We start from the raw sequence: 18,475 nt of genomic DNA, 5'->3' as shown, positions 1-18,475 counted from the left end.
AGAGATGTGAGGGGAAGTTCGTCATGCGTCGCGTTACAGCCGCCGCCCTGCTCCTGGCGGCCGCCGCCGGTTGCTCCACGGCACCCGCAGAGCCCGCCTCCGGGCCCTCAGCGGACTCCACAGCCGCTTCCGACAAGATCTCCTGGGGTCCCTGCACCGACATCAAGCGCCCGGACGGCGAGCCGCCGGCCCGGCAGGACGCCTCGATCCGGTGCGGCAAGCTCGCGGTGCCCCTCGACTACGCCAAGCCCGACGGCGAGACGCTGGACCTGGCGCTGATCAAGCTGCCGGCCACGGGCGGCGCGAGCAAGCGGCTGGGCTCGGTGGTGTTCAACTTCGGCGGCCCCGGCGCCTCCGGCGTGGACACGCTCGACCAGGCCGGCAAGGCGCTCACCACGCTGCGCGCCCGCTACGACCTGATCAGCTTCGACCCGCGCGGCGTCGAGCGCAGCTACGGCGTGCGCTGCGGTGACGGCGCCGAGATGGACAAGTTCGTCGCACTGGACACGCTGCCTCCGGACGACGAGACGGACCGGCAGCTCTCGGCGGCCAACAAGCGCTTCGCCGCGCTCTGCCAGCAGAACTCCGGCAAGATCCTGCCCTACGTCGGCACCGTGAGCGCCGCCCGCGACATGGACCGCATCCGCGACGCCGTGGGCGACCCCAAGCTCAACTACGTCGGCATGTCGTACGGCACGCAGCTCGGCGCCGTCTACGCCACCCTGTTCCCCAAGGGCGTGGGCCGCATGGTGCTGGACGCGCCGCTGGACCCGACGGTCACGTTCGAGCAGCGCACGCTGGCCCAGACGCGCGGCTTCCAGAAGGCGTACGAGAGCTTCCTGCGCGCCTGCGTGAAGGAGACCTGCGCGCTCGGCAAGGACCAGGCCACCGCCAACACGAACGTCGAGAACCTGCTCAACCAGCTCACCGCCCAGCCGCTGAAGGTCGGCGACCGCGAGCTGAGCCAGGGCCTGGCCTCCACGGGCGTGGCCGCCGCGCTGTACTCGGAGCTGACCTGGCCGTTCCTGGAGGAGGCGCTGGGCGCGGCGCTCAAGGGCAACGGGGAGGCGCTGCTGTACCTGGCCGACTCCTACACCGGGCGCAGCCCCGACGGCAGCTACTCCACGCAGATGACCAGCTTCCCGGCCATCACCTGCGTGGACACCGCCGAGCGGCCCGACGAGGCGACGCTGCGGCGCACCGAGCAGGCCTCGCTGAAGATCTCGCCGCTGTTCGGCAGCGAGGGCTCGGGCGGGCTGTGCCGGGTGTGGCCGGCCAAGGGCAGCGACGAGGCCAGGCGCGTCAACGCCACCGGCTCGGGGCCGATCGTGGTGGTGGGCGGCAAGGGCGACCCGGCCACGCCGTACGAGTGGGCGCCCAAGCTGACGGCCCAGCTCAAGACCGCGACGCTGGTCACGTACGAGGGCGAGGGGCACGGGGCGTACCTGTCGGGCAGCAAGTGCATCCAGGGGCTCGTGGACGCCTACCTGATCGACGGCAAGGTGCCCGCCAAGGGCGCGAGCTGTCCGGCGGCCTAGTCTGGGCGGCGTGACGGACTACCACTCCCAGATCGAGACGGAGGCCGCCCGCCTGGCGGCCCTGGCCGGCGACCTGTCCGTCCCGGTGCCGACGTGCCCGGGATGGACGATCGCCGAGCTGATCACGCATGTCGGCCAGACCCATCGCTGGACCGTGCACATGCTGCGCAACCGCGTGCAGGAGCGGGTCTGGTCGCGGCAGGTGCCCAGCGGGCTGGCCGAGGGGCGGAGCGGCGACGCGGCCTGGCTGGCGGCCGGCGCCGCGGAGCTGCTGGAGGTCCTGCGCGAGACCGACCCGTCCATGGAGGTGTGGACGTGGGGCCCGGACAAGCGGGCCTCGTGGTGGCCGCGCCGGATGCTCTTCGAGCTGGTGGTGCACCGGGTCGACGCCGAGCTCGCGCTGGGCGTCGACCCGGAGATCCCGGCGGGGACCGCGATCGACGGGATCGAGGAGTTCCTCCACAACCTGCCGTCGGCCGCGTGGGTCACCAAGTCCCTGACGGAGCTCGGCGTGGAGGGGGCCACGATCCACCTCCACGCGAGCGACGCCGACGGCGAATGGACCATCACGCAGGGCACCGCCGGGAAGATCGAGTGGGCGCGCGGGCACGCCAAGGGCGACGTCGCCGTGCAGGGGCCGGTGAGCGAGCTGCTGCTCCTGCTCTACGGCCGCCGCTCCCCCGACGCCCTCACCGTCCACGGTGACCGGGCGCTGCTGGAGCGCTGGCTGCGGGCCGTTGACTTCTAGCCGCCTGCTAGCCGCTTTCGGGCCAGGGGCCCTGGACACGCCGCCGCTCGGCGATCGGCGGCGTGTCCAGGGCGAGGGGTGAACCGTCCCCGGGTCGGGGCCCGGCCCGCTCGCCCGCCGGGTGGTCGCGGGGAAGGCGCTGCCCCGGCGTGCGAACGATCATCAGTTGCCCCTCGCTTTTCGAACAAGTCAACGATCTACTGTGATGGCGACAACCCTATGTCGGTGTTTTCGATCAATCAGTCGAGCAGAGTGCCGTGCACGGCCATCTCCGGCACCTCGGTGGCGAAGCCTTCGAGCGGCCGGTCGGGGCATCGCTCGCCGGTGACGATGGCGGCGGCGATGCGATCGAGGCGGAAGACGCGTACGTCGTCGCGCAGCCGGCACCACGCCACGAGATACCAGAACCCGCCCCGCCCGCCCAGGAACACGCCCGGCTCCACGTCACGCGAGGTGAGCGCGCCCTTGGCGTCGGCGTATTCGAGCCTGAGCACCCGCCGCCGCAGCAGCGCCTCCTCGATGGCCCGCGAGATGCCCTCGGCGCCGAGCGGCTGGATCTCGCCGCCCTGCTCCGGTGGTGACCGGACGAGCTGCACGCGCCGCGCCAGCTCCCTGGCCAGGTCACCCTCGGGCCCCGGCATCGCGGCCACCACCTTGCGTAACGCGCTGCGCGCCTGGCGCCCGAACGGCTGGTCGCCGGCCTGGCTGAGCGCCACGGCGATGGCCACGGCCTCGGCCGGGGTGAAGTTGAGCGGGGGCAGCGACATCTTCTTGTCGATGGCGTAACCGCCCTTGCGGCCCGGCTCGGCGTAGATCGGCACGCCGGACTCCTGCAGCGCCGCGATGTCGCGCTCGATCGTGCGCACGCTCACCTCGAACCGCCGGGCGATCTCGCGGGCGGATCGGCAGCGGGGCGCGATGGCGCGCAGGTCTTCGACGAGCGCGTAGAGCCGGTCGGTACGGTTCACAGCCGGAACGCTACGCCCCGCCACCGACAATCGCGGGGCGCTCGCCTGCCCCGGGCACACTCCCGTAACCGCCGGGCCACAGGAGTCTCACGCCTGGGCCACTGCCCCAGGCTCCTCTCCGGGGAGAGTACGCCTGATCCGGCTTTCCCGCCACGCAACGACGCGCCATTTTCCGACGGCGCTCACGCCCCGGGCTCTCCCCGGGTCCAGGAGAGCAGGCGGTCGAGGGGCCAGGCGTTGACGATCCGCTCCGCCTCGATCCCGCACCTGGCGGCGCGCTCGCACCCGTACCGCTGCCAGTCGAGCTGCCCGGGCGCGTGCGCGTCGGAGTCGATCGAGAACACGCATCCCATCTCGTACGCCAGCCGCATCAGCCGCTTCGGCGGGTCCAGCCGGTCGGGCCTGGAGTTGATCTCGACCGCCACCCCGAACCGCCGGCACGCCTCGAAGACCAGCTCCGCCTCGAACTCCGACTCCGGCCGCTTCACCCCCCGCTTCCCACCCGCCTGCACCACCCGCCCGGTGCAGTGACCGAGCACGTCCACCAGCGGGTCGGCGATGGCGGTGACCATGCGGCGGGTCATCTCCTCGCCGCCCATCCGCAGCTTGGAGTGCACGCTGGCGACCACCACGTCGAGCCGCTCCAGCAGCTCGGGCTCCTGGTCGAGCGAGCCGTCGAGGTTGATGTCCACCTCGATGCCGGTCAGGATCCTGAACGGCGCCATCCGCTCGTTCAGCTCGGCCACCACGTCGAGCTGCCGCGCCAGCCGCTCCGCCGACAGGCCCTTGGCCACGGTCAGGCGCGGCGAGTGGTCGGTCAGTGCCCAGTACTCGTGCCCGAGCGCGACGGCCGCCTCGGCCATCTCCTCGATCGGCGAGCCCCCGTCGGACCAGTCGGAGTGGCTGTGCAGGTCGCCCTTGAGCGCGGCCCGCAGCTCGGCCGTCTCGGCGTCGAGCTCCACCCCGGCCGTCGCCCGCATCCGCCGCAAATATGTCGGAACCTGCCCATCGAGGCTTTCGTTGACCACAAGTGCGGTGACTTTCCCGATCCCGGGCAGGTCGCCGAGCGCGCCGCTGTGGGCCAGGTGGGCGAGCTCGTCGGGGGACAGCTCGTCCACGACCGCGGCGGCGCGGCGGAAGGCACGCACGCGGTACGTGGGCTCGCCCGCGCGCTCCAGGAGAAAGGCGATCTCGCGCAGGGCCTCGACCGGATCCATGCGTTCATTCATACCCAAGTGAACGACAAGCGCAGGGCGCTACCAATTGAACGGGGACAAGGGCCGCCGCTAGGCTGATCGGCCCAGGAAAGCAGGAGTTTGATGGCAAAACCGCCGCAGGCGACCACAGAACCGCCGCGCAAATCGTCCAAGGTCGTCCCGCTGGTCGTACTCGGGGTGCTGTCCGTGATGGTCGTCGGCTACTGTGCCGCCGTGTCGGATGACGACGACGACGTCACGGCCGACTGCGTGATGCTGGTGGAGGACGACGACGCCACCCCCACCCCCTTCCCGTCACCGTCACCGTCGCCGAGCGCCGCCACCTCGTCGCCCCCCGCCGGGTCCTACGTGGTGGTCGACGACTCCTACTGCGACGACGACGGCAGATCGACCCACTACTACGGGGGTTCGCGCGGAGCGTACGTCTGGTACTACGGCGGTCACCGGGTCGGCAACCGCGTCCAGGGCGGCACCACGCTCAAGCCCTCCGACGTGACGATCACCAGCCGCACCGGCAAGGAGATCCAGCGCGGCGGCTTCGGCCGGAGCTGGACCGGCGGGAGCTGACCGTGCGCCGTGAACACGCCGCTCCCAGGAACGGCTGGGAGAAGACGATCGAGAGCCAGGGGCTGGCCTACCACCGCGCCGCCCACCCGTCCGGGCTGAGCAGGCCGTACTGGGACGAGTCCGTCCACTACGTCTTCTCCATGGACGAGGTGGAGGAGCTGGAGATGCAGGTCGAGGAGCTGCACGGGATGTGCCTGCGGGCCGTCGACCACGTGGTCGAGGCCGGCCGCTTCGCCGACTTCGCCATCCCCGAGTGGGCCTGGGAGGAGGTCGCGCGCTCGTGGGAGCGCCGCGACGCCTACCTTTATGCCCGCTTCGACCTGCGCTACGACGGCGCGGGCCCGGCCAAGCTGCTGGAGTACAACGCCGACACGCCCACCTCGCTGCTGGAGTCGTCGGTCGTGCAGTGGTTCTGGCTGCAGGACGTCTTCCCCGGCGACGACCAGTGGAACTCCATCCACGAGCGGCTCATCGACCGCTGGCGGGAGCTGCGACTGCCGCCAGGCCCCACGCACTTCGCGTTCACCAACGCCGACGAGACGGGCGAGGAGGCCATGACGGTGGCCTACCTGCAGGAGACCGCCGAGCAGGCGGGCCTGCAGACCGTGGCCGTGGCCATGGAGGACATCGGCTGGGACTCCCTCAACCGCCGCTTCGTGGACGTCGAGGATCGCGTGATCCGCTCGGCGTTCAAGCTCTACCCGTGGGAGTGGATGCTGTCGGACGACTTCGGCCGGCACGCCGTGCGGCACGCCACCTGGTTCGAGCCGCTGTGGAAGACGCTGCTGTCGAACAAGGCGCTGCTGGCGGTGTTGTGGGAGCTCAACCCGGGCCACCCCAACCTGCTGCCCGCCTACCTCGACGGCCCTCGCGACCTGACCTCCTACATCGCCAAGCCGCTGCTCGGCAGGGAGGGCGCCTCGATGCGCATCGTCACGCCGGAGGGCACCCAGGAGACGCCGGGCGGCTACGGCCGGGAAGGCTACGTCTTCCAGGGCTTCGAGGCCCTGCCCGTCTTCGAGGGGCAGCGGCCGGTGCTCGGCGCCTGGATGGTGGCCGACGAGTCCGCCGGCCTGGGCATCAGGGAGACGACCGGCTACATCACCGATGACACCTCCTCGTTCGTCCCCCACCGCATCGCCCTCTGATGTTTCCCCCCACACCCATGCCTTTTGCACGAATGGAACTGACGTGACCCTTCTCGAAACCCTCGCCCGCGGCTCGGGAGCCATCGCCGCCTACGCCGCCGTCGGCCTGATCCTGATGATCGTCGGCTTCTACGTGATCGACTGGGCCACCCCCGGCAAGCTGAGCGAGATCATCCGCAGCGAGCGGAACCCGAACGCCACCCTGCTGGCCACCTCCGCCCTGGCCGCCGTCGGCCTGATCGTGGCCGCCTCCATCTGGGCCTCCGGCGGCCGCCTGGCGGAAGGGCTGGCGGGCACGGCGGTGTTCGGTCTGGTCGGCATCGTGGTGCAGACGGTCGCGATGCTGGTGTTCGACCGGATCGTCGGGATCTCCGTACGGGATCTGGTCAAGGAGCCCGAGCTGCAGCCCGGCGCGCGGCTGCTCTCCGTGACCCACCTGGCGATCGGCCTGATCACCGCGGTCGCCGTGATCTAGCACAGGCGCGAACCACCGTTCCGGTCATCCGGAGGGACCTGGCACTCTAGGAGGCGTGACAGACCGGACCCGGGAGGACACCACCCGCAGGCTCGAGCGGGCCATGGGCTCGCTCGGCACCGCGGCCATGGCCCGCATGGACGAGCAGCTTCCCTGGTTCCGCGCGCTCAGCGCCGAGGACCGGTCATGGGTCGGGCTCGTCGCGCAGGCCGGCATCGCCGCGTTCGTGGAGTGGTTCCAGCACGCGGGCAAGGACCGGCCCACACCCAGCATCGAGTTCTTCGGCACCGCGCCGCGCGAGCTCAAGCGCTCCATCTCGCTGCAGCAGACCGTCGACATCGTCCGGGTCGTGGTCGAGGTGGTCGAGGCCCAGACCCACGAGCTGGCCTCACCCGGCGGCGAGGACCAGCTCCAGCAGGCCATGCTGCGCTACACGCGCGACGTCGCCTTCGCCGCCGCGCACGTCTACGCCCGCGAGGCCGAGGCCAGGGGCTCGTGGGACGCCCGGCTGGAGGCCCTGATCGTCGACGCCCTCGTGCGCGGCGAGGTGGACGACGGCCTGCACTCCTGGGCCGCCGCGCTCGGCTGGACCTCCTCCCCCGTGGTCGTCATCGCCGGGCACGCCCCCGACGACGACCCGCGCGCCGTCATCGACGGGCTGCGCGAGAAGGGCCGCCGCATCGGCATGGACCTGCTGGCCGGGGTGCAGGCCGACCGGCTGATCGTGATCGTCGGCGGCGCGGGCAGCGTGGACGACGCGGCCAAGCAGGTCGTGGCCCGCTTCGGCGTGGGCCCCATCGTCATCGGCCCCGAGGTGCCCGACCTGCACGCCGCCGCCCGTTCCGCGAGGGCGGCGCTGGCCGGGCTGAAGGCGTCCTGCGGCTGGCCCGACGCGCCCCGGCCGGTGCACGCCGAGGACCTGCTGGCCGAGCGGGCGCTCGACGGCGACACCGACGCCAGGGAGCAGCTCATCGAGAACGTCTACCTGCCGCTGGCCGGCACCCCGCTGCTCGACACGCTCGCGACGTACCTGGAGCAGGGCACGTCGCTGGAGGCGACGGCGCGGCTGCTGTTCGTGCACCCCAACACCGTGCGCTACCGGCTGAAGAAGATCACCGAGCTGACCGGCTACCAGCCCACCGAGGGCAGGTCCGCGTTCACGCTGCAGGTGGGCCTGATCCTGGGCAGGCTGTCGGAAAGTGCTGAAACGTGGCGGGCTCTAACGTAATGGCACCGAAATCCCCACTGTAGGGTTCCTACAAATCACCCAGGACAAAGTTCGTACGGATCTCCATCCGCGTGTCGAAGTTCTACAGGGCAAGGTGGTTTTTGTGCTTGTACTCGTCGCCCCGGGCCAAGGTGCCCAAACGCCGGGCTTCCTGACTCCATGGCTCGAGCTGCCCGGACTGGCCGACAGGCTGGGCGCCTGGTCGGAGGTGGCGGGGATCGACCTGGTCGCCTACGGCACCACCGCGGGCGCCGACGAGATCCGCGACACCGCCGTCGCTCAACCCCTGCTCGTGGCAGCCGCGCTGGCCGCCGCCGAGGCGCTCGGCGCGACCCCCGACCTGCTGGCCGGTCACAGCGTCGGCGAGTTCGCCGCCGCCGCGCTGGCCGGGGTGCTCACCCCCGAGCAGGCGCTCCACCTGGTACGTGAGCGCGCCCAGGCCATGGCCAAGGCCGCCGCCGTCACCGAGACCGGCATGACCGCCGTGCTCGGCGGCGTGGCGGAAGAGGTGCTGGCCTCCATCGAGAAGCACGGGCTGACCCCCGCCAACATCAACGGCGCCGGCCAGATCGTGGCCGGCGGCACCCTGGAGCAGCTGGCCGCGTTCAAGGAGGACGCGCCGGCCCGCGCCCGGCTCATCCCGCTCTCCGTCGCGGGGGCCTTCCACACCCGCCACATGGCCCCGGCCGTCGAGAGCCTGCGCGAAGCCGCCTGGAACGTCGTTCCCGGCGACCCCGGCATCACCCTGCTGTCCAACTCCGACGGGCAGGCGGTCGCGACCGGCGCCGAGTTCCTCCAGAGACTGGTCGACCAGGTCAGCAACCCCGTCAGGTGGGACGCCTGCATGGAGACCATGGCCGGGCTCGGCGTCACCAGGATGATCGAGTTGCTGCCCGGCGGCACGCTGACCGGCCTGGCCAAGCGTGGCCTGCGCGGCGTGCAGACCGTGGCGCTGAAGACCCCAGACGACCTTGACGCGGCCAGGGAGCTGATCAAGTGAGGATCCCCGACATCGCCCCAGGCGGCAGGGTGCTGGCCCTCGGCCACTACCAGCCGTCGAACGTCGTCACCAACGACGACCTGGCCAAGACCATGGAGACCAACGACGAGTGGATCCAGTCCCGGGTCGGCATCAAGGAGCGCAGGGTCGCCCCGGCCTCGGAGTCGCTCGAGGACATGGCCACCATCGCCGGCGGCAAGGCGCTGGCCGCCAGCGGCCTGTCCCCCGACGACATCGACCTGGTCATCGTGGCCACCTGCACGCTGGAGACGCAGATCCCCAACGCCTCCGCCGTCGTGGCACACCGCCTCGGCATCACCTCTCCCGGCGCGTTCGACGTCAACGCCGCCTGCGCCGGGTTCTGCTACGCGCTCGGTACCGCCAGCGCCGCCGTACGCGCAGGATCGGCACGCAATGTGCTGGTCATCGGCGCGGAGAAGCTCTCGCAGTGGGTCGACTGGACCGACAGGTCCACCGCCGTGATCTTCGCCGACGGGGCCGGCGCGGCCGTGGTCGGCCCGTCCGAGACCCCCGGCATCGGCCCCGTGGTGTGGGGCAGCGCCGGCGACAAGGCCGACGCGATCATCATCAAGGATCGCGACGACTTCCTCCACCAGGAGGGCCAGACGGTCTTCCGCTGGGCCACGACCGCCCTGGCCCCGGTGGCGCTGGAGGCCTGCGCCCGCGCGGGCGTCGACCCGTCGGAGCTGGCCGCGTTCGTGCCGCACCAGGCCAACCTGCGCATCATCGAGGCCATCGCCCGCAAGCTGGGCGCCGACAAGGCCGTCGTCGCCCGCGACATCGTCACCGCGGGCAACACCTCGGCCGCCTCGATCCCGCTGGCGCTCTCGCGCATGCTGGAGCGCGGCGAGGTGCGCTCGGGCGAGCTGGCGCTGGTGCTCGGCTTCGGCGCGGGCCTGACGTACGCGGGCCAAGTGATCGAGATCCCCTAAGTGCTCCGATCGGTCCTGATGGCAGCCCCGCGCGGGGCTCCCCGTAGGATCCGATCGTCCTACAAGCTTGTGCGGCACCGCTCGCACAGAAACCCTGAAACACCAAAAGGAGAACTAGCGACATGGCTGCCACCGAGCAGGACATCCTCCAGGGCCTCGGCAAGATCATCAACGAGATCACGGGCATCCCGGCGTCCGAGGTCACCCCGGAGAAGAGCTTCGTGGACGACCTCGACATCGACTCCCTGTCCATGGTCGAGATCGCCGTGGCCGCCCAGGACGAGTTCGGCGTCGAGATCCCCGACGACCAGCTCAAGAACCTGAAGACGGTCAAGGACGTCCTCAACTTCATCCAGAACTGAGAAGTAGCAGAGATCCATACCCGCTGATCAGTAAGGAGCGCGAAACAGTGAGTGCGAACCGGGTACGTGTCGTCGTCACCGGGCTTGGCGCGACGACGCCCGTCGGTGGAGACGTCACCTCGACCTGGACGGCCCTCCTCGCCGGTCAGTCGGGTATCGAGACCCTCACCACGGATTGGATCGACGCCGTTCCCGTGAAGTTCGCGGGGACGGCGGCGGTCGATCCCGCCGAGGTGCTGCCCCGGCCCGAGTCCCGCCGCCTCGACCGCAGCGAGCAGTTCGCGCTGGTCGCCGCCAGGGAGGCCTGGAAGGACGCGGGCACGCCCGAGGTGGCGCCCGAGCGGCTCGGCGTGGTGGTCTCCAGCGGCATCGGCGGCATCTCGACCACGCTCAGCGCGTACGACACGTGGAAGGAGCGCGGCTGGAACCGGCTGTCTCCCTTCACCGTGCCGATGCTCATGCCCAACGGCCCTGCCGCCTGGATCGGCCTCGATCTGGGCGCGCAGGCGGGCGTGCACGCCACGGTGTCGGCGTGCGCGTCCGGCGCCGAGGCCATCGGCTACGCGATGGACATGATCAGGGCCGGCCGGGCCGACGTGGTGGTGGCCGGCGGCACCGAGGCCGCCATCCACGGCCTCAACATGGCCGCCTTCGCCGCCGCGCGGGCCATGTCCCAGCGCAACGACGACCCGCAGGGCGCCTCCCGTCCCTGGGACCGCGACCGCGACGGGTTCGTACTCGGCGAGGGCGCCGGCATCGTCGTGCTGGAGTCGGAGGAGCACGCCAGGGCGCGCGGCGCGCGGATCTACGCGTACTGCGCGGGCATCGGCTACTCCGCCGACGCCCACCACATCACCCAGCCCGAGCCCGAGGGCCGGGGCCAGATCATGGCGATGACGCAGGCTCTCACCGACGCCGGCATCACCGGTCTCGACGTCAAGCACGTCAACGCGCACGCCACCTCGACCCCGTCGGGTGACGTCGGCGAGGTGGCGGCGGTGGCCAAGGCCATCGGCACCCACCCGCTGGTGACCTCCACCAAGTCCATGACCGGCCACCTGCTCGGCGGCGCCGGCGGCATCGAGTCCGTCTTCACCATCAAGGCGCTGCAGGAGCGGATCGTCCCCCGCACGATCAACCTCGACAACGTCGACGACGGCATCGAGGTGGACCTCGTCCACGGCGAGAACCGCACGCTGCCCGATGGCGACATCGCCGCGGTCAACAACTCCTTCGGCTTCGGCGGCCACAACGTGACGGTCGTGTTCAAGGGAGCCTGAATGACCCTGCTCGACGGGGTGGTGAGCGAGGGCTCCGACCAGGAGCCCGCCGATCCGCGCGATCCCATCGTCCGGCTGGAGGCGCTACTCGACGAGGGCACGCCGAAGCTGATCACCCCGGAGGGCACCGGCGGCGTCCTGGCCGCCATGGGCCGCGTCGAGGGCGTGCCCGTCGTCGCCTTCTGCAACGACGCCCGCATCCAGGGCGGCGCCATGGGCGGCGAGGGGTGCGAGCACATCGTGCACGCCTACGACGTGGCCGTCCGCGAACGGGTGCCGATCATCGGGATCTGGCACTCCGGCGGTGCGCGACTCGCCGAAGGCGTCGAGTCGCTGCACGCCGTCGGGCGGGTCTTCGCCGCCATGACCAGGGCGTCGGGCGTCGTGCCGCAGATCTCCGTGGTGGTCGGGCCCGCCGCCGGCGGCGCCGCCTACGGCCCGGCGCTCACCGACCTCGTCATCCTGGCCGACTCCGGCCGCATCTTCGTCACCGGCCCCGACGTGGTCCGCAGCGTCACCGGCGAGAGCGTCGACAGCGCGGCGCTGGGCGGCCCCGAGCCGCACGGCAGGCGCAGCGGCGTCGCGCACGTCGTGACCCGCACCGAGACCGAGGCGTTCGCCACGGCGCGCCGGCTCGCCACGCTCCTCGGCCATCAGGGCCGCATCCGCGCGGGCGAGGTCGCCGACGTGGACTTCTCCACGCTGCTGCCCGCGTCCGCCCGCCGGGCCTACGACGTCAAGCCGCTGGTCAGCGGCCTGCTCGACGAGCCCGGCGTCGAGCTGCACCCGAGGTGGGCGCCGAACATCGTCACGTCGCTCGGCCGCCTGGGCGGCCGCACGATCGGCGTGATCGCCAACAACCCGCTGCGGCTCGCCGGCTGCCTCGACGCCACGTCCGCCGAGAAAGCCGCCCGCTTCGTACGTATGTGTGACGCTTTCGGCGTGCCACTGGTTGTCCTCGTGGACGTTCCCGGTTACCTGCCGGGTGTCGGCCAGGAGCACGGCGGCGTGGTGCGGCGCGGCGCCAAGCTGCTGCACGCCTTCGCCGAGGCGTCGGTGCCTCGGGTCACGCTGGTGACGCGCAAGGCGTACGGCGGGGCGTACGTCGCGATGAACTCCCGCTCGCTCGGCGCCACCAAGGTCTTCGCCTGGCCGACGGCCGAGGTGGCGGTCATGGGCGCGGTCGCCGCGGTCCGCGTGCTCAAGCGGCGCGAGCTCGCCGCGGCCGCGGAGGACGAGCGGGCCGGGCTGGAGCTACGGCTCGCCGAGGAGCACGAGAAGCTCGCCGGCGGGCTGGCCAGGGCTCAGGAGCTGGGCGTCATCGACGAGGTCATCAAGCCGGAGGAGACCCGCGGCGCCATCGCCAGGGTCCTGGCCGACGCCACCCCGGCCCGGGGCGCCCACGGCAACATCCCGCTGTAGCGATCCTGTCCGGCAACATCCCGCTGTAGCGATCCTGTCCGGCAACATCCCGCTGTAGCGATCCTGTCCGGCGGCTCGCGGAGGCCGGCGAGCACACCGGTTCGTCCTTCCGGCGGCCCTAGACGGCCGCGTGCAACCACCGCACCGGCGCGCCGTCGCCGGCGTACCTGAACGGCTCCAGCTCCTCGTCCCACGGCTTGCCGAGCATCTTGTCCAGCTCTTCTTCCAGCACGCACCGCCCCTGGGCGGCCATCATCATCGCGGCGCGCAGCCGGTCCTCAGGGATCATGATGTCGCCGGCGACGCCGATGACCGCCGTGAAGGCGCCGAGCGTCGGCGTGTAGGCATGCCGGGAGCCGTCCACTCCTGGCGAGGCGTCCTCGGTGATCTCGAACCTGAGGCGCTGCCAGCCCATGAGCGAGGAGGCGATGGCCGCCGCGATGCCCGGCCGGCCCTCCCACTCCGCCTGCGCGCGCACGACGTTGGGCGCGGCGGGTTGCGGAGTCCACGTCAGATCTACGGGCACGCCAAGGACACCCGCGACTGCCCATTCGATGTGAGGGCACAGCGCGGGCTGAGCCGAGTGGACGTAAAGGACGCCACGAGCAGACACCGGACCTCCCGTTTCGGTACGAGGTGCGCCTTCCCCAACGGCCTCGCCCCGGGATGATCACAAGTGACTAGGGAGAGACTACCGTCGGTCGCCACGTGACACCAGAGGGGGGCCATACCAAGTTGGTGCGGGAGTGGCGGGTGACGGCGGTCCCGCAAGGGAAACACCCCCGCTTATGGAAATGCAATCTGCCGGCGAGGCGTTCATCCGGCCAGGTCAGGTGCTGACCGACCGGACCGCGCTGGCCGCCGTGTCGCGCTGGACCCAGGCGGTCTCGGAGGCCGACGGCGTCTGCGTCGTGCACCTGGCGCCCGGCGTCGACCCCTGCGAGCTCACCGCCGAGCTCCGCGGCCAGGGCCTGCGGGCCTCGCCCAACCACGTGCTGCGCGGCCAGCCGCTGTTCTTCGGCGGGCCCGCATCCAGGCCCTTCCCCACCCCGCCGATCTCCTACAAGGCGGGCCGGGCCCGGTCCGACGTGGTGGTGGGCCTGCTCGACACCGGCGTCGCCCGGCATCCCTGGTGGGCGGGCAGCGACTGGTACGCCCGGGTCGGCCCGGAGGACGCCGACGCCACCGAGGGCTCGCAGGCGGGTCACGGGACGTTCATCGCGGGGCTGCTGACGCGCCGGGCGCCGGGCGTGCGGCTGCGCGTGCACCGGGTCCTCGACGGTGACGGCCTGGCCGACGAGGCCTCCGTCGTACGCGTGCTCCACCGCATGCGGGAGTGGGCCCCGCAGGTGCTCAACCTGTCCTTCGGCGGCCACACCTTCGACGACCGGCCGCCGCCCCTGCTGTCGGACGCCATCGGCGCGCTGTCCGACACCGTGACCGTGGCCTGCGCCGGCAACACCGGCTCCGACCGGCCGTTCTGGCCGGCCGCGCTACCCGGCGTGGTCGGGGTGGCGGCGGTGGACGCCACCCAGCAGCGCCGGGCGCCCTACTCCGGCTACGGCACCTGGGTCGACGCGTGCGCCCGCGGCGACTGGCTGGCGAGCAGCTATCTCGACACCGGCGAGTACGCCGGCTACGCGGCGTGGAGCGGCACGTCGTTCGCGACCGCGCTGGTCGCCGGCGCCATCGCCGACGCGGCCAGGCACGAGCCGGTCAAGAAGTGGATCAGGAACCTCCTTGACTCCGAGGAGACCCCGCAAATTCCCGATCTGGGGGTTCTCTTCCCGGCGAGTCTGTAGAGTTTACGCTCAGTCCCCGGACAAACACGAGGAGGAATGATCTCCTCCTCGTGCCGGCGAAAGGAGGCCGCATGCGCGATCCGGCGGAGCTGCTCGCCGCCGCCGACGACGGCGATCGGTCGGCCTGGGACGAGCTCGAATCGAGGTTCGGCCCGCGCATGTGGGCCGTGGCCCGCGCGTGCGGCCTGAGCCCCGCCGACGCGGCCGACGCCGTCCAGGGCACCTGGCTGCGCCTGCTGCAGAATCTGCGGAGCATCAGGGACCCGGCGGCGGTGGGGGGCTGGCTCATGACGACCGTGCGCCGCGAGGCCCTGCTGCTGCGGCGCAAGGAGCTGCCGGTGATCTCCTCCACGGAGGCGGTCAGCGAGCTCGACCCCGCGGCCGTCGTTCTGGAGGCCGACGACCGGCACCTGCTCTGGAAGACCGTCTCCACCCTGAACGAGCCCTGCCGCACGCTGCTCCAACTGGTCGCGATCGACCTCGGCAACCAGCAGGTGGCCTCGCGGATGGGGATGCCCGCCGGCAGCGTCGGCCCGACCAAGGCGCGCTGCCTGGAAAAACTGCGCACTCTGATCTCGCTACAGGAGACAGCGCAATGATCAACGACGAATACTTCCTGGCGGCTCTCCGGCTCGCCTCCGGGAACGACCCGATCCCCAGCCAGGTGTCGGCCGCCGCGCGCGACGCCTGGCGGCTGCGGATCCCCCAGGCGGTGACCGCCGCCCACGAGGCCGCCACGATCCGGAGCGTGCGCGCCGACGACAGCTCGCACCTGGTGCGCTTCGTCGCGGCGGGTCTCACCTTCGACCTGGAGGTGACGGAGGGCGACGGGCTCATCGACGTGGCGGGGCACATCTCCCCCTATCCGGGAGAGGGCGCCCTCGTCGATGTGAGATCCCCGCACCTGACCCTGACCAGACGCATCGCGCACACCGGCCACTTCGTCGCCACCGGCCTGCCGCCCGGCTGGCTCAGCGTGGTGTGCCACCGGCCCGGCCACGCGCCCATCCAGACCACCTGGGTGCGCATCCGCCCCTGACCCGCCACTGATCCGCCACTGACCCGGCCGGGAGGGCGCGCCCCGCTCCCGGCCGTCTTCGATCGAGGCCGGCCATGAGTGCGACAGCCGACGGGAAGGACCCGTCCGACGACCTGCACCCGCTCGTCAGGGCGGGCGAGGCCGCCCTGATGCGTGCCCTGGTCGACCCCGACCAGGCCCTGCGCGCGGGCCGCGTGATCACCGAGTCCGCGCGCCGCGACCACTGCCCGGAGGCCGAGGTCATGGGGCTGCGGACGATGGCACTGGCCTCCCGCGAGCTGGGCGACCTGGAGAAGGCCGAGCTGCACCTGCGCGAGGCCCTCGCCGTGCGCGGCGCACCCGCCTCGCGGCTCGCCCAGGTGCGCCTGTCCCTCGTCACCGTGCGCACCGAACGCGGCCATCCGCTCCAGGCCCTGCGCGTGGCCGCCCTGGCCTGGGCCTACTTGTGCCCGCTCGACCGCGCCAAGCTCGACACCCAGCGCGCGGTCGCCCTGGCCCACCTCGGCCGCCACCAGGAGGCCATCGCCTCCTGCGACCGGGCGCTGCTGGCCCTGGTGACCGCGCCGGGCAGCATCGACGACCGCAGGTTCCTGGCCGGCGGCCTGCTCAACCGCGGGCTCATCCACGCCTACCGCGGCGACTGGGACGCCGCGATGCGCGACCTGACCGCGTGCCTGCAGATCTCCCAGTACGCCGGGCTGTGGCACCTGGCCCGCCTGGCCGCCGCCAATCTGCCCTTCCTCGCCGTCCGCCGCGGCGACATCGCCGGCGCGTTCCGCCACTACCGCGACGCCGAGGAGACCCTGTTCGGCTACCCCGAACGGCTGGCCGCGATGCGGGCCGACTTCGCCGGCGCCCTGCTGGCGGCGCAGATGCCCGGCGAGGCGGGGACCATGCTGCGCATGGCCGTACCCGACCTGGAGGCGTCGGCCTCGCACACCGCGCTGGCCGAGGCGCGGCTCAAGCTGGCCCAGGTGGAGCTGCTGACCGGCGACCCGCACCGGGCCAGGCAGGTCGCCGAGCAGGCGGCGGCCGAGCTGGCCGCGCAGGACAGGACGTCGTGGCTGCCGCTGGCCACGGAGGTCGTCCTGCGCTCGCGGCTGGCGCTCGAACCCGTCACGCCCGAGCTGGTCGCGGAGCTGATCGCGTGCGCCGACGAACTGGAGGACGGGTTCACCCACCGGGCGGGCGCGGCGGCGCTGCGGCTGGCCGCGGCCGAGGCGGCGCTGACCGTGGACGACCACCCGACCGCCTCCGCCCAGCTCGCCCGGCTCACCCGGCACGCCGAGCGGCGCGAGCGGTGGATGCCCGCCGGCACCCGGCTGACCTCGCTGGCCTCCGAGCCGCAGGCCAGGCAGCTCGCGCAGGCGTCGCAGATCCCGGTGCCGGTGCGCCAGCACGCGCTAGCCCTGCAGGCGGCGCTGCAGGAGGACGTCACGAGTGCCTTCCGCGCCGTCCGCGACGGGCTGGCCGAGGTGAGCGGGCGGGTGGAGGCGTTCGAGGACCCGTCGCTGCGTGCCCACGCGGCCAGGGCCGGGGAGCGGCTGGCGGCCTACGGGCTGGAGCTGGCGGTGCGCGACGGGTGCCCCAAGGAGGTGTTCGAGTGGGCGGAGCGGTGGCGGGCCGTGGCGGCTCCCGCTCACGCGTGCGCGCTGGTGGACCCCGACCGCATCCGCGCCGAGCTGGGGCGGGGGGCGCTGATCGAGTACGTCGCCGACCGGGACACGCTGCTGGCCGTGCTGCTGAGCGAGGACCGCGTGCTGCTGCGGCGCCTGGGCAGCCTCCGGCAGGTCACGGACGCCATCGTGCGCCTGCGGTACGCGCTGCGCCGCCTCAGCCGCCGGCACGACGTCGAGGCCGCAGCCGCGGAGCTCGAACGGCTGGTGCTGCGGCCCCTGGCCGCCGAGCTGTCCGACCGACCGCTGGTCGTGGTGCCGGTGGGGGCGCTGCACACCGTGCCGTGGGGCGCGCTGCCGTCGCTGCGCGAGCGGCCGGTCAGCGTGGCGGCCGGCGCCGCCGCCTGGCTGCGCGCCCGCACCGCCCGAGGCTCCCGCTCCGGCGGCCGGCCGCGGGTGGTGGCGGCGGCCGGGCCCTCGCTGTCGCACGCAGAGGGCGAGGTGGCGCACGTGCTGTCCTGCCACCCCGGCGCACGGCAGGTGCCCGGCCGCGTCCAGCCGGTGCTGGAGGCGCTCGGCACGGCCGACATCGTGCACCTGGCCGCGCACGGGACGTTCCACGCGCGCAGCCCGCTGGTGTCCGGGATCACGCTGGAGGACGGCCAGCTCATGGCCTACGACCTGCTGGACGTCTCCCGCTCGGCCGGGCTGGTGGTGCTGTCGGCGTGCAACTCCGGAATGTCCCGCACGCCGATGGAGGGGGCGCCGCTGGGGCTGCCGGGGACGTTCCTGGCCAAGGGGGCGGCTTGCGTGGTGGCCGGGATGGTGCCGGTGGGGGATGAGATGGCGCGGGCGGTGATGAGCACCTTCCACGAACTCCTGGCCGCCGGCCGTCCGCCGGACGCGGCACTGGCCCTGGCTGCGGCGAAAACCGATGAACTGGGCTTCGTCTGCTTCGGCGCAGGCAACGAGCCCTTCTGCTGAAGATCCTCAACCCGCCCCTTCGTCACGGCACAGCCACCCGCCGCACGTTTGCTGAGGGCCTCCAGGCGAACGCCCTCACCCCCGCCCATTCGTTACGGCACAGCCAACGGCACCGCCACTCGCCGCAC

The 18,475-nt window shown here is 72.3% G+C and carries 19 protein-coding genes; 15 read left to right on the top strand and 4 right to left on the bottom strand.

All coding sequences use genetic code 11. The features are described from left to right. Positions 1-23 precede the first annotated feature (23 nt). Both HD597_RS05285 and HD597_RS05280 read left to right on the top strand, forming a co-directional pair. The gene (locus HD597_RS05285) at positions 24-1,538 is read left to right on the top strand and encodes an alpha/beta hydrolase (RefSeq protein WP_253740571.1); all 1,515 of its coding nucleotides are present in this window, start codon (positions 24-26) and stop codon (positions 1,536-1,538) included. A 10-nt stretch (positions 1,539-1,548) separates the two neighbouring features. Further along, entirely contained in the window at positions 1,549-2,286 is a 738-nt protein-coding gene (locus HD597_RS05280) for a maleylpyruvate isomerase family mycothiol-dependent enzyme (protein ID WP_253740570.1), read from the top strand. A 7-nt stretch (positions 2,287-2,293) separates the two neighbouring features. Here the strand turns inward: HD597_RS05280 and HD597_RS05275 are convergent, their stop codons facing one another. The 3 genes from HD597_RS05275 to HD597_RS05265 all read right to left on the bottom strand — a co-directional run bounded on the left by HD597_RS05275 (position 2,294) and on the right by HD597_RS05265 (position 4,471). Further along, positions 2,294-2,449: a hypothetical protein gene (locus tag HD597_RS05275; protein WP_253740569.1), complete on the bottom strand. Its 156-nt coding sequence runs from the start codon at positions 2,447-2,449 to the stop codon at positions 2,294-2,296. A gap of 76 nt (positions 2,450-2,525) precedes the next feature. Further along, positions 2,526-3,254, bottom strand: a complete 729-nt coding sequence (locus HD597_RS05270) for a helix-turn-helix transcriptional regulator (RefSeq protein ID WP_253740568.1) — start codon at positions 3,252-3,254, stop codon at positions 2,526-2,528. 182 nt (positions 3,255-3,436) lie between these two features. Next, positions 3,437-4,471 (bottom strand): PHP domain-containing protein, encoded by a 1,035-nt coding sequence (locus HD597_RS05265; protein WP_253740567.1) that lies wholly within the window; start codon positions 4,469-4,471, stop codon positions 3,437-3,439. Between the two features lie 102 nt (positions 4,472-4,573). On the opposite strand from HD597_RS05265, the gene HD597_RS05260 reads away from it, so the two are divergent. From HD597_RS05260 to HD597_RS05220, 9 genes are all read left to right on the top strand, one after another. Further along, positions 4,574-5,038 carry a hypothetical protein gene (locus HD597_RS05260; protein ID WP_253740566.1) on the top strand — a complete coding sequence of 155 codons (465 nt, stop codon included), beginning with the start codon at positions 4,574-4,576 and terminating at the stop codon, positions 5,036-5,038. 2 nt (positions 5,039-5,040) lie between these two features. Next, positions 5,041-6,186 (top strand): glutathionylspermidine synthase family protein, encoded by a 1,146-nt coding sequence (locus HD597_RS05255; RefSeq protein WP_253740565.1) that lies wholly within the window; start codon positions 5,041-5,043, stop codon positions 6,184-6,186. 43 nt (positions 6,187-6,229) lie between these two features. Further along, positions 6,230-6,661 carry a DUF350 domain-containing protein gene (locus tag HD597_RS05250; protein WP_253740564.1) on the top strand — a complete coding sequence of 144 codons (432 nt, stop codon included), beginning with the start codon at positions 6,230-6,232 and terminating at the stop codon, positions 6,659-6,661. Positions 6,662-6,764: 103 nt separating this feature from the next. Further along, positions 6,765-7,889, top strand: coding sequence for a PucR family transcriptional regulator (locus HD597_RS05245; RefSeq protein WP_253759235.1), 1,125 nt, complete (start codon positions 6,765-6,767; stop codon positions 7,887-7,889). A gap of 103 nt (positions 7,890-7,992) precedes the next feature. Then, on the top strand, positions 7,993-8,889 hold the full coding sequence (locus tag HD597_RS05240) for an ACP S-malonyltransferase (protein ID WP_253740563.1): 897 nt from the start codon (positions 7,993-7,995) through the stop codon (positions 8,887-8,889). Then, positions 8,886-9,842: a beta-ketoacyl-ACP synthase III gene (locus tag HD597_RS05235; protein ID WP_253740562.1), complete on the top strand. Its 957-nt coding sequence runs from the start codon at positions 8,886-8,888 to the stop codon at positions 9,840-9,842. The genes HD597_RS05240 and HD597_RS05235 overlap by 4 nt, the downstream gene beginning before the upstream one ends. 122 nt (positions 9,843-9,964) lie before the next feature. Beyond that, on the top strand, positions 9,965-10,204 hold the full coding sequence (locus HD597_RS05230; RefSeq protein ID WP_225268039.1) for an acyl carrier protein: 240 nt from the start codon (positions 9,965-9,967) through the stop codon (positions 10,202-10,204). Between the two features lie 47 nt (positions 10,205-10,251). After that, positions 10,252-11,484, top strand: coding sequence for a beta-ketoacyl-ACP synthase II (gene fabF, locus HD597_RS05225; RefSeq protein ID WP_253740561.1), 1,233 nt, complete (start codon positions 10,252-10,254; stop codon positions 11,482-11,484). Beyond that, complete coding sequence (locus HD597_RS05220; protein ID WP_253740560.1) at positions 11,485-12,906, top strand: acyl-CoA carboxylase subunit beta; 1,422 nt, start codon at positions 11,485-11,487, stop codon at positions 12,904-12,906. 118 nt (positions 12,907-13,024) lie between these two features. Here HD597_RS05220 and HD597_RS05215 read toward each other — a convergent pair whose 3' ends face one another. Then, the gene (locus HD597_RS05215) at positions 13,025-13,519 is read right to left on the bottom strand and encodes a DUF3145 domain-containing protein (protein ID WP_253740559.1); all 495 of its coding nucleotides are present in this window, start codon (positions 13,517-13,519) and stop codon (positions 13,025-13,027) included. A 175-nt stretch (positions 13,520-13,694) separates the two neighbouring features. On the opposite strand from HD597_RS05215, the gene HD597_RS05210 reads away from it, so the two are divergent. The 4 genes from HD597_RS05210 to HD597_RS05195 all read left to right on the top strand — a co-directional run bounded on the left by HD597_RS05210 (position 13,695) and on the right by HD597_RS05195 (position 18,347). Further along, on the top strand, positions 13,695-14,708 hold the full coding sequence (locus HD597_RS05210) for a S8 family peptidase (protein WP_253740558.1): 1,014 nt from the start codon (positions 13,695-13,697) through the stop codon (positions 14,706-14,708). Positions 14,709-14,779: 71 nt separating this feature from the next. After that, the gene (locus tag HD597_RS05205) at positions 14,780-15,307 is read left to right on the top strand and encodes an RNA polymerase sigma factor (RefSeq protein WP_253740557.1); all 528 of its coding nucleotides are present in this window, start codon (positions 14,780-14,782) and stop codon (positions 15,305-15,307) included. Further along, on the top strand, positions 15,304-15,747 hold the full coding sequence (locus HD597_RS05200; RefSeq protein ID WP_185102401.1) for a hypothetical protein: 444 nt from the start codon (positions 15,304-15,306) through the stop codon (positions 15,745-15,747). The genes HD597_RS05205 and HD597_RS05200 overlap by 4 nt, the downstream gene beginning before the upstream one ends. Positions 15,748-15,821: 74 nt before the next feature. Next, positions 15,822-18,347 (top strand): CHAT domain-containing protein, encoded by a 2,526-nt coding sequence (locus tag HD597_RS05195; protein WP_253740556.1) that lies wholly within the window; start codon positions 15,822-15,824, stop codon positions 18,345-18,347. Positions 18,348-18,475: the final 128 nt, after the last annotated feature.

The sequence above is a fragment of the Nonomuraea thailandensis genome (genome assembly GCF_024172165.1).
Classification (GTDB): domain Bacteria; phylum Actinomycetota; class Actinomycetes; order Streptosporangiales; family Streptosporangiaceae; genus Nonomuraea; species Nonomuraea thailandensis.
This window is presented reverse-complemented; position numbering and strand designations above follow the sequence as displayed.